The organism is Pseudomonas cannabina (assembly GCF_900100365.1).
In the GTDB taxonomy this organism is placed as follows: domain Bacteria; phylum Pseudomonadota; class Gammaproteobacteria; order Pseudomonadales; family Pseudomonadaceae; genus Aquipseudomonas; species Aquipseudomonas cannabina.
This window is the reverse complement of sequence record NZ_FNKU01000001.1, coordinates 340,187-355,012: the sequence shown is the minus strand read 5'-3', so window position 1 is coordinate 355,012 and position 14,826 is coordinate 340,187. Positions and strand designations below refer to the sequence as shown.

8 protein-coding genes are annotated in these 14,826 nt (G+C 57.8%); 2 read left to right on the top strand and 6 right to left on the bottom strand.

Going from position 1 to position 14,826, the window contains the following annotated elements:
• Positions 1 to 1,062: 1,062 nt before the first annotated feature.
• Both BLT55_RS01655 and BLT55_RS34475 read right to left on the bottom strand, forming a co-directional pair.
• Complete coding sequence (locus tag BLT55_RS01655) at positions 1,063 to 2,601, bottom strand: lytic transglycosylase domain-containing protein (RefSeq protein ID WP_054999385.1); 1,539 nt, start codon at positions 2,599 to 2,601, stop codon at positions 1,063 to 1,065.
• A 101-nt stretch (positions 2,602 to 2,702) separates the two neighbouring features.
• Positions 2,703 to 3,125, bottom strand: coding sequence for a hypothetical protein (locus tag BLT55_RS34475; RefSeq protein ID WP_310886931.1), 423 nt, complete (start codon positions 3,123 to 3,125; stop codon positions 2,703 to 2,705).
• A 27-nt stretch (positions 3,126 to 3,152) separates the two neighbouring features.
• On the opposite strand from BLT55_RS34475, the gene BLT55_RS01650 reads away from it, so the two are divergent.
• Positions 3,153 to 7,931 carry an AvrE-family type 3 secretion system effector gene (locus tag BLT55_RS01650; RefSeq protein ID WP_310886930.1) on the top strand — a complete coding sequence of 1,593 codons (4,779 nt, stop codon included), beginning with the start codon at positions 3,153 to 3,155 and terminating at the stop codon, positions 7,929 to 7,931.
• A gap of 48 nt (positions 7,932 to 7,979) precedes the next feature.
• On the opposite strand, the gene BLT55_RS01645 is transcribed toward BLT55_RS01650, so the two are convergent.
• The 3 genes from BLT55_RS01645 to BLT55_RS01635 all read right to left on the bottom strand — a co-directional run bounded on the left by BLT55_RS01645 (position 7,980) and on the right by BLT55_RS01635 (position 11,323).
• Entirely contained in the window at positions 7,980 to 8,369 is a 390-nt protein-coding gene (locus BLT55_RS01645; protein WP_054999383.1) for a type III secretion system chaperone, read from the bottom strand.
• A 75-nt stretch (positions 8,370 to 8,444) separates the two neighbouring features.
• The gene (locus tag BLT55_RS01640) at positions 8,445 to 10,832 is read right to left on the bottom strand and encodes a restriction endonuclease (RefSeq protein WP_223862749.1); all 2,388 of its coding nucleotides are present in this window, start codon (positions 10,830 to 10,832) and stop codon (positions 8,445 to 8,447) included.
• Positions 10,829 to 11,323 (bottom strand): CesT family type III secretion system chaperone, encoded by a 495-nt coding sequence (locus BLT55_RS01635; protein ID WP_054999382.1) that lies wholly within the window; start codon positions 11,321 to 11,323, stop codon positions 10,829 to 10,831. Before BLT55_RS01635 ends, BLT55_RS01640 begins: the two co-directional genes overlap by 4 nt.
• 306 nt (positions 11,324 to 11,629) lie before the next feature.
• Here BLT55_RS01635 and BLT55_RS01630 point away from each other — a divergent pair, with 306 nt between their 5' ends.
• Positions 11,630 to 12,916: a pectate lyase gene (locus BLT55_RS01630; protein WP_054999381.1), complete on the top strand. Its 1,287-nt coding sequence runs from the start codon at positions 11,630 to 11,632 to the stop codon at positions 12,914 to 12,916.
• Between the two features lie 100 nt (positions 12,917 to 13,016).
• Here the strand turns inward: BLT55_RS01630 and BLT55_RS01625 are convergent, their stop codons facing one another.
• Entirely contained in the window at positions 13,017 to 14,471 is a 1,455-nt protein-coding gene (locus BLT55_RS01625; protein WP_054999380.1) for a hypothetical protein, read from the bottom strand.
• Positions 14,472 to 14,826: the final 355 nt, after the last annotated feature.

Sequence of the window (14,826 nt, the reverse complement as noted above, 5' to 3'; positions counted from 1 at the left end):
TTGGGAGACGCTGATTTATTCTAAAACCCAGCTGTTGCCCCCAGATAAATCAAGGCCTCCAGAGCGTTGCAGGGACGAAAAATCGAATAAATCAGCGCCTCCCTTGGTAAACGTACCCGACTGTACACTCGGTATAGCTCAGCGCTTTAAGATGACGCTCTAAATATCTATATTTCCATAAGATAATCATAGTGTTGCAGGCACAGCCCCGGGCCTTCGGCGCCTGCTGGCCAGCCCTTGGGGCGTCGCGCCCCGTTCTGGACCACGAGCAACACAAAAAAGACTCAAATCTGTAACCTTGGAAACCAAAATTTAAAAAACAGACTGTCGTTCAATAGTTATTGAACTCCGTACAGAAAAAACTATTAAAACAATAGAGAAAACCAATACTTTAATCATCTGACTCAACCACCGGCTTTTTGAATAGCACGGTTGAAATCCAACTAACTGGCAGCACAAGCTAATGAACTAATAGACTTAAATAAACAGCGCAATATAGACAGTGGTAATGGCAGTTTTGAAAAACGGCCACCCATCGTTTGGATGGTTTTTGAATGCCATTCGGGTTTCCGAACGGCGGCTCTCACACCCGACTGAGTGGACAGCGAACCCCCTGATTTTTCGAAGCCCTCCGAGGCTGCCAGTCGCCACGCACCCATTCGGCAAACCGAACACGTGGTCAACTTTTGCAGCCTGCTGCCCGCTTGCTCTGCAAATCGTTACTCTGCTTAAACGTTTAACTGTCGGACAATCCGGCAATCACGGATTGCCGCTCTACGCCCCTTGGCGCGCTATAAACCTCACTGATACCCCGTCATCACTGAGAGTGTTTCTAAATATGTGTAAGGTTCTCCTTACAAATTTTTACAAAGTTCAGACATGCAATGACTCAGGACAATAAAATGGGTGGTGGCGACCTGCCATTTTACGATCCAAAATATGAAAAAAGAGTAGAAATCATATACCTGCCTCTCCCCGCCCAATGAGCTCCAGAAAGGCAAAAGCACTAAAAAGGAGCATTTTTCAGGCGATTTTTAATGAGGAAATTGCCAAAAAAGGGGGTTATTGGCGTGTGTCACTTGCGTAAACCACGAGTCTCGGGCCACTGGGCAGCTCGCGCGGGCCATTGCGGTTTTCGTACTCCTCGCGTTTACGTGGCGACGAACGGTCATAATACAGTCGGCCTTTTCGTATCAAGGTCGGTACCTGATCGTTGTCGGTTTGCGATGCCAGCGAGGTGGCTTGAGGAGGCGCCGGATGCTCCGCGACCTGTTCAGACTCCACAGGCTTGGGCGGTGGTGTCTGCTCGGCAATCTGCACGGGCTCCGTCGGCCTGGACGAGGGTGGCTGCTCGGCAGCTTGTGCGGGCTGCTCGGCTTGCGGAGGCTTTGGCACAGGTTCTTTTATGACCACCGCCACGGGTTCAGGCAGCGGTTGGCGTTCAGCCACCTGGACTGGCGCGGGCAATGGCTGACGTTCGGCCACCTGAACGGGCGCGGGCGACGGCAAGCGCTCGACTGCTCGTTTTCCAGCGCTTTGAGGCATGGCGATTGTGGCAGGCGCCTCCCCCGTAATACGCTCGATACCCGCTGTCAGAATCTGCTTGTGGGCCTTGGGGATCAGCAAACGTCCGGGGCCCTCCGGCGTTTTTTTCCGCAAGAAAGCCGGGTTGAGTCGTACCAGTTGGGCTTCATCGACGCCTGTAGTAGCGGCGAGCTGGGTGAGGTCCACCGAATGGTTAAGCTGAACCACATCGAAATAAGGCGCGTTGGCGACCGGGGTGAGCTTTACACCGTAGGCGCCAGGGTTGCGTACCAACAGCGACAGCGCGAGCAGACGCGGTACGTAATCCTGGGTTTCCTTCGGCAAGTTCAGGTGCCAGTAATCAACCGGCAGGCCGCGTCGTCGGTTGGCTTCAATGGCTCGCCCGACGGTGCCCTCGCCGGCGTTATACGCCGCGAGCGCCAGCAGCCAGTCATTATCGAATTGCGCATGCAGGCGGGTCAGGTAATCCATCGCCGCATTGCTGGAGGCCACCACGTCCCGACGCGCGTCGTAGGTGGCACTTTGAGACAGGTTGAATTGCCGCCCGGTAGAAGGAATGAACTGCCACAGGCCCGCCGCCGCGGCCGGTGAGTTGGCCATGGGGTTGTAGGAACTTTCGATCATCGGCAACAGCGCCAGCTCCATTGGCATTCTGCGCTCATCCAGACGCTCGACAATGAAGTGCAGATAAGGACCGGCGCGACCGCTGGCACCGCTCACAAATCCCCGATTACTCAGCAGCCAGTCACGCTGACGGATTATCCGCTCATTGACGCCCTGCCCGTCGAGCAATCGGCAACGTTCAGCGAGCCGTTGCCAGACGTCCTCGCCGCTGTAAGCGGGCATGTCGGAAACCGCCGGCAGGCCAGCATCGGCTTGCGCATCAGGCGCGCCATACACCAACCCTGCGACCAGGCGCGGCGCGCGGTCATAACGCGCCTGGTAGTAGTCGACTGACTGACAGCCCACACACAGCGAGCCCAAAGCCAGCACGGCGATTTGAACCGAGCGAGCCAGCAAGCGAGGGCTGGAACTGTGAAAGAGAGCGGCTGGCATTGGCGGGAATGTCCTGTGCGTGTCCACCCTACGTGGCGCGCTCGCCATTCCGGTTCCCAATGCAGTCAATATCCACGCTAAAACCTTTTTGCTGAAACATTTCAGCCGAGTGCATTTCTGTGGAACCGCCAGTCATCTCGCGACACCCAGTTGATGAAGGATTTTTCAGGATTCACCTCGCCATCGCTTGGCAGCAAAGGACAAGGAGATTCACCGTGCAGGTATCGACGGCCAACCGGAACACCGGAAACGTAATCCAGCAACCAGCAACAGCGGACATTCGCAACCCCGCCAACCTGCAGCAGCGGACCGAACAGCCTACCCAGCGCGCCTCGCACTCGCTGGGAAGTGTCGGTAAACGGATATTTCAAAAAGCCGGAAAGCTGTTTCAGAAAGCCAAAGCGCCTCGCCAGGCGCCTGCCACCTCTCCCCCTGCCAGAAACACCAGAACCGTACCGCCCACGTCGAATGGGCAAACAGTAAAAAATGATCTTCGCGAATCTCGCCTGCCCGGCAGCAGTCATCGAGGCACCGATGACACAGGTAAGTCATTGCGGGCCACCAGGCCTGATGAGGCAAGCAGTTCCGGAACCAAAGCGGATGACCCGATTGAACCGTCCTCAACTCAGGGACCTCGCCTGCAGCGTAGCGATGGCGGTCGTTTCGAATTCAAGGACGAGCAACTGGTGCGCAACGCGCCACCCCAAGGCACTATTCAATTGGGTGCTGATGGCAAGCCCGACTTCTCCACCTTCGACACGCCCGGCATGGCACCGCTGCTGAGCGACATTCTCACTAAATCAGGACAAACCTATCTGGCTTGCCAGAGTCAGCAAGGCGTACAGGGACACCAACTGTTGCAATCCAATGGGCATTTGCTGCACCTGGAGCAGGACGACAGCTCGCTGGCGTTGATTCGTAGCAGCACGGCAACCCTCGCGGTAGAAGCAAACAAACCGCCGGCCGTAGACATGCAGCGTGTCGGCGACCATATCCACATCGACGCCCCTAGGGGACGCAATAGCCTGGAATTACCCGGCAAGGCACATTTCGCCCATATCACCGATGTATACCAGACCAGCAGTGGCGACCGGCTGCGCGTACATGAAGACCGGCTGTACCAGTTCGACCCGACAAGCGCCCGCTGGAAAGCGCCGGAACATACGGAAGAGATTGCCTTCAATAGCCTGGCAACCGGGGGTAATGGCTCGGTTTACGCAAAAAGCGATGACGTGCTCGTCGACCTCTCCAGCCCGTTCATGCCGCATGTCGAGGTCAAAGAGCTCGCTGCATTCTCGGTGGCACCAGACAACACCGCGGCGTTGCTCAGCGGCAAGGAGACTCAGGCGGTTCTGTTGACTGACATGAGCCCGGTGATCGGCAGCCTGACGCCGAAAAAGACCAAAACCCTGGAGCTCGATCACGGCCTTGCGCAAGCCGTGGCAATCGGGCTGAGTGCCAACAAGCTGTTTGTTGCCGACAATCAGGGCAGGCTTTACAGCGCCGACCGCAACGCCTTCGAAAAAAATGAACCGACGTTGCGCCTGATGCCCGAGCGGACCCATTACACCTTGGCAGGTCAAGCGATGGGCGGCCATAACAGCGTCACCGGGTTTATCAACGGGGATGATGGCCGAGTGCATGCGCTGATCAAAAACCGTCAGGGCGAGATCCACTCGCACGCGCTCGACGAGCAGGCATCGAAACTGGAAAGCGGCTGGAACCTGACCAACGCGCTGGTACTGGATAACACGCGTGGCCTGAACATGCCGACAGCGCCAGAGCCCGCCAACCGCCTCAACCTCGATCGCGCAGGGCTGGTGGGCATGAGCGGTGGGCGCATCCAGCGCTGGGACGCTACCCCGCAATGCTGGAAAGACGCCGGGATAAAGGATATTGACCGCCTGCAACGGGGCGCAGACAGCAACGCCTATGTGCTCAAAGGCGGCAAGCTGCTCCGGCTCACCGTCACCCCCGAACATCCCAATCAGGCCTTCGACCACAATACCGCGCTGGCGCAGACGGCACGCTCGACCAAAGTCGAGATGGGCAAAGAAATCGAAGGGCTGGAGGACCGGGTAATCACCGCATTCGCCATGGTCAGCGACACGCGCTTCTTCGCCCTCGATGACAAGAACCTTCTGACCGTCCATAAAAAGGACCACCCGCCCGTGCCAATGGATTTCCCGGGGCTGGAAGGCGATATCAAGGAACTCTCGCTGGACGAAAAGCATAACCTTTATGCGCGGACCAGCACCGGCGGGCTTTTCTGTCTGCCCAAAACCGCCTGGCAAGCAAACAAGCTCGGGGCGCTGCTCGAAAGCAAGTGGACGCCGGTGGCCACGCCGCAGGGGCAACCGGTCAAAGCGCTGTTCAGCAACGATGACAACCGATTGAGCGCGCAGATCGAGGACGCGCCCGAACAAGGCCTGATGCAGCTCAAGGACGGCAAGTGGCAAGCGTTCAAGCAGCGTCCTGTGGAAGAGAACGGCTTGAACGACGTGCATTCCCGCATCAAGCGCTCCAACAAGACCTGGCGTATTCCCGGCACCGGGCTGACGGTCAAGACTGACATCAATGTCCTCGGGGCGGGCGGCGTGGAAAAACGCAATCGTCCCAGCACCAGCGAATACATCCGGGCCAACATTTACAAAAATACCGCAGAACCGCCGCGCTGGATTAAGAACATCGGCAACCATATTCAACACAGCTTCCGCGGCCGGCTGGGGTTGAAAGAGGTGTATGAAAGCGAGTCGAGGCTGTTCAAGCAACTGGAACTGATTCATGAAACCGGAGGAGAACCACCGGCTCCGGGAAAGGATTTGAAAGCGCGTATCGCCGGGCTGGATCTGGGGCCCCAGGGTGCGACATTGGTCAAGGACCTGGAAGCCTTTCGCGACGAGCTGGAAAATCATAGCTACACCGCGCTGATGGCCATTGGTCAAAGCTACGGTAGCGTGAAAAACCTCAGGCAGACGGACGGTCTGCTCAATCAGCATGGCGAACTGGCCAAACCGTCAACACGCAGGGAATTGGGCAAGAAGCTTACAGAACTGGGCTCTGTGCTCAACTTCAAAAGCTCCGGGCACGATATGGTCAAAGAACTGCAAGACGCCCTGACCCAGGTCAGCCCCTCAGCGGACAACCCGACTGGAAAACTGCTGAGCACACTCAAGCGCAGCGGGCTGAAACTCACGCATCCGAAAATCGAGATCCCGTTGGGGCAACGCCGCGACGCACGTGAAGATCATGGACTGAGCAAAGCGCGTCTGGCACTGGACCTGGTGACACTGAAAGAGCTGGGCGATCTGCTGGACAAGATCGAAGAACGACCGCGGCAACGCGACCTCACTACGTTCAAGAACAAACTGACAATACTGCGTGAAAGAACCTACGGCGAGAATCCGGTCAAGCAGGTCACGGACATGGGTTTTACCGACAACGCCGGGCTGGAAAGCGGTTATGAAGCGGTCAACTCTTTCTTGAAATCATTCAAGAAGCCTGATCATGCGGTCAGCGTCAACATGCGCGCCGCCACCGGTAGCAAGGACCAGACAGAACTCGCTTCCAGGTTCAAAAGCATGCTTAAACAACTCGAACACGGTGACGACGAAATCGGCTTGCAACGCAGCTACGGCCTCAACCTCACCAGCCCGCTCAACGTCCTCTCCGACCTGGGGGCGGGACCGTTTCCATCTGCGGGTGCCACGGGTAACCGCAATTACATTCTCAACGCGGAGCGCACTGAAAGCGGTATCACGCTGTACCTGATAAGTGAGGCTGCGGGTACAGTCAGTGCGGGCGTGGGTGCCGGGCACGACTTCTGGCCGGGCTTTTTCGACGAAAACAATCCAGCCCGAAGTGTCGATATCGGTAACGACCGCAAGATGACGCCCAACCTGCGCCTCGGCGGAGACCTGACAGGCACGATCGCCGCGAGCAAACGCGCCGGTGTGGTGTTCAACATCCCGGACGAAGACATCGACGGGTTTGTCGACAACCTGTTCGAAGGCAAATTGAGCCCGCTGGAAATGTTGAAAAAAGCGGTTGACCACGAGAGTTACGAGGCGCGCCGGTTCAACGCCGATATCACGCTCGGCGGTGGCCCTGATGCGCGCGTCGGTTTCAATCTGTCCGAAAGCGGCAGCTCGCCGTTTTCCGCCATTGCACGCTTGGGCATCGCGGCGAATGTCACCGCCAACCTGATGTCATACACCGACTATTCAATGACCCAGAAAAACGACAAGACTGAACTGCGTGAGGGCGGCAAGAACCGGCCGCGCTGGTTCAACAGCCTGACGGTCGGCGGGCAGGCACGTGCGCAGATCAGCGCCAGCCACGTCAACCCGACTACTACGCCCGGCGCGACTCCTACGCCCGCCACGGCACCGGCCAGTCAGTCCGCTGCCAACAACTTGGGCATCGCCGGAACGGCGACAATCGAAGCAAAGACTGTAAAAAGGGTCAAGTTTCGCTTCAATGTGGCCAAACCCCTGACCACTGAAAGTTTGACCAAGCTGTCCAAGAGCCTGGGAGAAGCCTTCAAGGACAACACCACGAAAACCAGACTGGCGGAACTGGCCGACCCTCTCAATGCACGCTATGTCGGCAAGAACCCGACCGAGGTCATCCAGGCTCAGCTCGACGGGCTTAATGAGCTGTTCAAAGACACATCGTCGCAAAACGACAAACAGTACAAGGCGCTGCGCAGCTTGAAACGGGCGACGATCGAGCACAAAGCGGCGGTCAACAAACACAGCGTGCTGGACAACGCACGTTTCGAGACCAGTAAAACCAACCTCTCCGGCCTCAGCCAGAAAAGCGTCATGACCAAAATCATGGACTCGGTACGGGACGCCACTGCGCCAGGCAATGCCGAGCGGGTCGCCGAATTCATGCGTAATGACCCCAAGCTCAGGGCCATGGTCAAGGAACTGGAAGGCAGTGAAGGCACGCTCGCCCGAGTGCGTCTGGAGCCCAAGGATTCCATGATCGACGCCATCGACGAGGGCAGTCTGGACGGCACCATGACGCAGAAAGACCTGTCCACCCTGCTGGAAGATCGTAACAACATGCGGATCAAGCGGCTGGTGGTATTCCACACCGCAACCCAGGCAGAAAACTTCACGTCGCCGACACCGCTGGTCAGTTACAACAGCGGTGCCAACCTGAGCGTGACCAAAACCTTAGGGCGCATCAACTTCATTTATGGTGCAGACCAGGACAAACCGATTGGTTACACCTTCGACGGCGAGCTGTCGCGGCCCTCGGCTTCACTCAAGGACGCGGCTGAAAAACTGAAGCAGGAAGGGTTCGAACTGAAAAGCTGATCACGGAAGGCTCGTGAAGCGCCGCCATGAGCGGCGCTTTTTTTATCCTCAAGCGTGCAGAAATGTGCGAGCTTCTTGTGCCTGAACAATAAACCCACGTGTCACGTCACAGAATGATGACTCATCCAGCGACACCAGCTCACGTTGCGCACACAGGCGTACATCGCCCTGATCGACCGCAAACCAGCAGCCATGCAAACGGGCGACGTCGAAGTTCAGACTCAGCAAGCGCTGCAGATCGGCTGCGCGTTCGGGGCAACGCCCGACACGACAATGAAAGACCACCATCTCGCTGTGTTCGGGCAACTCGATGACTGCGGCTTCGTTGTCCTGAGCGTCGTTAAGGGCGCACACACCGTTCTGCAAGGTCAGCGAAGTCCCCAGTTGGGCACCCAGTGCATTGATGAAGCGCGAGAAGTCAGGTCGCAAGGTTTGCATCGTTGTAGTCCTTTAAAATAAAACGGTCGGAATGGCCGGACAACAGGCCGCTGCGACCTGTGTCCGGCGGTGGGGTCAACGGGAAACAGACCGATCTTCAGGGTTCAACTTACCTTCTTCCAGCGCGCTCAATTGAGCGTCGTCCAGCGGGACGACGGGTGACGGCCGTTCGGCGCGTGATGGATTTACACGCCTCAACTTACCTTCTTCCAGCGCACTCAATTGCGCATCGTCGAGCGGGACGACAGGTGCCGGCCGTTCGGCGCGTGGCGCTGTCGGGCCAGGTCGTGGCGTTTGTAGCTCGACATACGACTCGTCGACGGGCTCGCTTGCCTGCTGACTCGCTTCTGGACGACTTTGTGCTTCAGGCGGCTTTGCCGATTTCAGCGAATTGCGCAATGACGACACGCCGTCAGCGGCCAGCCCGTCTGCAGCGCGCGCGATGTCCACGCCAAACTGCGAGGCTACCTGCAGTACACCTCTGGCCGAATGGTAGGCGTTTTCCAGCTTTCTCGGAAAACCTCCTAACGTCGTCTGCTGGAACGTGTGCGGCAGCGAAGCCCGGCCTGGATCGACGATGTTTTTCATCGCCGTTTCGGTGCGCTCGAGCATCGGCGTCGCCCCGCCCTGACCAGCCTCTTTCAAGGCCTTGGCCTCACCCGCCACCGACTGATTGGCATACAGGGTCGAAAGATAGGAAATCGACCCGGTTGCCGCCAGGGTCATGTTGCGCACGATCGTTCCCGCACTGAGCGTGCCGCTTGCCCCCTTCGGCAAGGTTGTCACTGGCGGCAGGGCTGAGGTCAGTGCAGAGCTCTGCACACCCGATATCGCCTTGCTGTAAAACGTAGCACGCACCGACGGATCGAGCAGGTTCATACCTTTCGCCAGATCCTTGCCCAGATCGGCTTCGACTCGGTCCGGCGTAAAGACCGGAATCTTGCGCCCCTGCGGGTCAACGTAGGTGGACTTCAATTGCAGGATCGTTTGCGAACTGGCAGAGACCGCGCCACCAAACCCGGACGCGAGCGCTCGGGCACTCAGCGTCTGGCCATTGAGCTGGTGAATATCGTTGAGCATCTGGCGCACTGCCTGAGAACCACCAAAGGCACTGTACGCTATCATTTCGCCCACAGGGTGAGTGGACGAGCCCTGAACCTTCATCTGATTCAAGATCGCTCGCTGGGTTTCGACGGACGCTTTGTCCTCAGTCGCTTCCTCGGGCGTTTTTCTGACCAGCTCACCGTTCTGGTTTTTGAGCTCAAAAGGGTCGGGAATGACCGAGTTGGTATCAATAGCCTTCATCGGCACCATGTTCAGACGCTCGTTGAGGCCGGTCTTTTGCAAAGCGGCCTGAAACACCGGTTTCACCACGCTGTTGACAGTCTCGTGGGCAATACCCGCGACCATCCCCGTGACCACTGCTCTGAGCATGTTCGCGTCGCTGCTGGCATCCGGCACCTTATTGCGTATTCCATCAGCAGTGGACAACCGCACGTAGCCCAGGTGCGTCATTGACGAGAGAAACTGCGGAACCGCGGCGGCGACAATCGGGCCTGCACCCTTCCAGCCAGCCACGGTATTACGCGCAGTGACCAGATCACTGACCACGTTGTCCAGTCGGGCATGGGCAGCGACAGAATTGAGGCGTTTGGCCTCAGGCGATTTGCTGAAGTCGGCTTGCAGATCGACCAGCGTGGTTTTGGCGTCAACCAGTGCCTGCCGGTCCGCGTGCAGAGCCTCTTTATCACCCTCTTCGGGATTTTGCAGCCTGACATCCAGCAAAACGATGTTCTCATCCAGCGTTGCAATACTGTTATTCAGCCCCTCCCCGATTGCTTTGCTGGCACGACCGGCATATCCACCCAGAGCCGTCTGGCTGGCAGCAAGGGCGGCGCGATCTTCGGCGGCATGCGGGCCTTGCGGAGCGGACGCAGCGTCATGCATGAGCTGAAAGTGCTCCAGTTGATCGGCGACTGACGTGGCAAAACCTTTGATCAGCTGGCCGACTTCAGCTTTATCGGGCGCGTGACCAGGCGCCGCGAACCTGTCCAGCTGTTGCTGCAGGTCAGAACCCTGGAACTGTTTCAATTGATAGCGCTCGGGAGACAACCGTTCTGCGGCAACTTCAAACGGCAGCTTTTCGGATTCCAGCAGGCCACCAATCAGTAAAGCAGCATGCGGGCTGATCATCGGCGCTCCGCTGCCCGGCGCTGTCGCCCGCTCACTCTGAAACACCTCTAACAGTTCCGCGTGGCGTGCCGCTATTTTGAGGCGCGCCGCGCCGGCGGCGGAGCTTTCGGCTGCGTGCGTTCCTGACTGTGACTGCGTGAGCGTCAGCGGCGGGTGCATACCTGGCGTCACCGCATTCGGGTGGGCGGTCGGGCCAGGCGTGGCAACGGGCTGCTGGTGTGTCTGAGTGATCTCGACACTGCCTGGTCCACCGATTCGCGAGTTGTTCATTGGAACCTCCCGGGCGCTGAAAGGCTGTCGCGTTTGCCTGTTGGCGTTACCGGCTGAGCCGTCGGGGAGGGTGTTGTTCCGGCGGCCCCCATGAAACCGTGCTCACGCCACTCTTTCGCCAGGTCCGCGAACGACTTCATCAACAGCAGCACGCCTTCGGCCGACGCTCGTTCCAGGCCCACAGAGCCCATCAACAATACTCGACCGGTCTGAGCATTCCATGAAAACGCGGGGCTGTGGGCGCCCGAAAACATATGAAAGTTGATGTCCATCAACGCCAGCAGCGCGCTGTCACGGCCACGCGTGGGCAACGTGCCCATGTCACCGTAAATCAGCACCGCGCTGCCTTCATCGCGGTCTCGAAACTGAAGCGTGAAGTCCACTTCGCTGATGTTGAAATTGGCAGATTCGTAAAAACGCTCAGGCTTGGAAATCAGGCTGAGCGCGCAGATTTCATTGATGAGTTTCTGGTACTGGTCACTGTTGGTCATTTCACGGCCTCTTGATCCGATAGGGCACCACACCTGTTTTTCCGCCGGTGTGTCAGCACTGAGTCGGAGGCACTGGCATTTTGGTTCCTTGCACGCGGCGAACAGATCCAGCGAGCGTATTGAAAAATCACCCTGCAACACCGCCGGAAACGGGAACCTACAGCCTCGCGATGCCACTCACTTCGAGCAACGTCAGTACAAAGTCCTCATCGACCTATAGAACCAGACAAGGACGCGGCGATCGACGCAGGTACATCCGGAGTACGACGCTGGTTCATATGTCAATCTCACCGAGGTAAAGCAACCATGAGCATCGGAATCAGGTCCACACCGTACCAACCGCCATCAAACCAACTGGACTTCTCGGCGCTAAGCGGCAAAAGCCCGCAGACAACCACGTTGGCCGGACAGAATAATCAACCCGCTGTAGACGCTGAAGCCCTGCTGTTCGGTAACGACAAGCAACAGAACGTCCGCTTCGGAACGCCGGAAGACACCACTCAGAATTTGCAAGATCCCGATAAAGCCGGCGATAGCCAGTCCAATATCGTCAAGTTGCTCAGCGCGCTGCTGATGTCGTTACTGCAAATGCTCACGAACGCTAATAAGAAGCAGGACACTGATCAGAATCCGAGTGAGCAGCAGGATCCGTTTAAAAACGAAAACGGCCTTGGCGGCGACACATCGCTGGCTGATGATGGTGGCGGCAGTACGCCTGAAGCGACTGACAATGGTGGTGGCGGCGACACAACCTCTGCAGCAGGTGGCGGCGGCGGCGGCGGCGGTGGTAATACGACCTCTGCAACAGGCGGTAGTGGCGGTGGCAATACAACTTCTGCAGCAGGTGGCAAAGGCGGGACTCATTCCGCAACAGACGGCGGCAATGGCGGGACTCCTTCCGTAACGGACAATGGCACTACTCCTACCAACAAAGGTAGTGCACCGACCGGTACGGGCCCGGTGCAAGTTCCTAAAGCCTCCGGCGACACCGTCGTTGTCAATCAAACCATCAAGGTAGGCGCAGGCGAGACCTTCGATGGGCAGGGCAAGACGTTCACTGCCAGCAACGCGCTGGGCGACGGAGGCCAGGGCGAGAGCCAGAAACCTCTGTTCGAGCTGGCTGAAGGCGCCACATTGAAAAACGTGAACCTGGGTCAGAACGAAGCTGACGGGATCCACGTCAAAGCCGCCACAGACGCTAAAGTCACTATTGATAACCTGCACGCCGAAAACGTTGGTGAGGACCTGATCACCGTCAAAGGCGAGGGAGGCGCAAAGTTAACTAATCTGGACATCAAGAACAGCAGTGCCCAAGGTGCAGATGACAAGATCATCCAGCTAAACGCTGACACCCACTTGAACGTCGACGGTTTCAAGGCCACCGACTTCGGTACGATGGTTCGCACCAATGGCGGCAAGCAGTTTAATGACATGAGCATTGAGCTGAATGGCATTGACGCTAACCACGGCAAGTTCGCGCTCGTCAAAAGCGACAGTGAAGATCTGAAGCTGGCAACGGGCGACATCGCGATGACCGACGTCAAACATGCCTACGATAAAACCAAGGCGTCCACCCAGCACACCGAACTTTGATGCGAGGTAAATACGGGTAAAAGAAAGGGGGCGTAGTCTTTGGAGTACGCCCCTTTTTTTGTTACAGGCAATCTGGCGAAGTGCTGAAGTGCTGAAGTGCTTACGAGCGCATGGCCTCAAACGGCACTGCACCAGACGAACCCGTGCCCGCTGCAACACCACCCTCCTCGATATCAGGCTCACGCACCGTGCGACGGCGCAAGGTGTCACGCAAGGACGCCCCGGTAGTGGCAATCCTTTCGGCGCTCGCGTCAATGCCCGCTTTGGCCAGCTTGACGGTCTTGTCGGCCAGCGCGCTGGTCCCATTGGATACCGTCGTTTTCACCGTGTCCTGCAAGAACGACTCAGCCTTTTTCACCGCTGGGTCCGTCGCCACCGCTGCCGTTGTCCAGGCTGAAAAAACCGGGGCTGAACCTGCAAGATTGGTCAGTTGGCTGACGGCTGCCTTGGTTGCCGGGTGGGTGATATTTTTCGTCGCCATTTCCTGCAACTTACCCACACCGGCGAAACCACCCGCCATTACCAGACCGTTTTGCATCAGGCTGGTGGCCGACACCAGACTCCTCACCGCTTTCAAACCATCGGTGGCAACGTCCAGCGGCAGACCCGCGACACGCTTGCCAGCGTTGAGCGCTGCACCGGAGTAGCTGGCGGATTTGATCGCCCTGTAGGCATCGAGCCAGTCGGTTTCCTCACTCAAGTCTGCCTTGGGTTGTTTGTCCTTGATGCCGAGTACAAAGTCACCGCCACGCAGGTGATCACGCGCCTGCACCGTATGCATGCGCTCGCTAAAACCTGCGTTGGCAACCAGGCCACCCGCGGCCGACACGCTGATGTCTACCGCACCCTGCACTGCAGGTCTGGAGGCCAGTGCAGGAGCCAGCACGGTACGCAGCGCATTTCGCGCCGTGTAGGTCTGAACGGCGATCCCCAGATCCGCAGCCTGACGCATGACACCCGGCTTATGGCGTTTTACCGAGGCAGCCATCGCATCGTGCAGTTTTTCCGGCGCAGTGCTCAGGTAATGCAGGTCGCCGGTCGCGCGGTTCATGACGCCGGTGCCGACCTGGTCCATGACGCCCGACAGGGCGCCGGATACGAGCGGGGCCAAGGGCTTGAGCGGCGTCGGTAACCAGTCGCCCTTGTTGATGGCAGGCTGCATGTATTGCAGCACGGACGCCGCGGCGAACGGTGTTGCCCTTAAAGCGCCCGAGGCCGCACTTGCCATGCGGTCGAACTTCTCTGCCTTGGCAAAGGTTTCGCCAATGCTGAGAGCGGTTTCGCCCTCATCAAGCAAGCGTAGGGCACGTGCGCTGATTATTTTGCCGATCTCGACGTTGTGGGCATGAACGACATCCTGATCAGCGTTGATATCGTCTACCGGTAACCTGTGTGCGGCGAATACATGATCTGTCAGGTAATGGGTGATGTCATTCAGTTTGGTCTGCTCGGCCTCACTGAGCACCCTTACCGAACTGGAGGCAACAGACTGCGCAGAATGGAAGCTCTCCGTGCCAATACTGGACTGAGAACTGATGGAGCGGTTGATGTGCATGGAAATTCCCTCTCTATGTGCGGGTGTTTGCTGGCAACGCGCTGAGATGGGCTTAACCGGACGACTTGCTTGCGTACAGGCAAAGCAATGAGGCGTCGATCCAATAGCGATGGGGATTGCGAACGTCCGGATGCCCGTCAGTGAACAGGACCGACAAGGCTGAGTGGTCGCGACTCCGTTGCGGGTTCCTTTTTTGGCGTTTACAGCAGAGAGATAGCACAACTGTAATAAAACCATGGCATGCGGCGTACTTCGAATGTTAGTTCAATGACTGGGAGAATTAAGCGAGCGTTAAGTTTGGATCAGTAATTTTGCAGCGTGGCGTGAGTAATGACTGCGCCCACTCTTTCCCCAA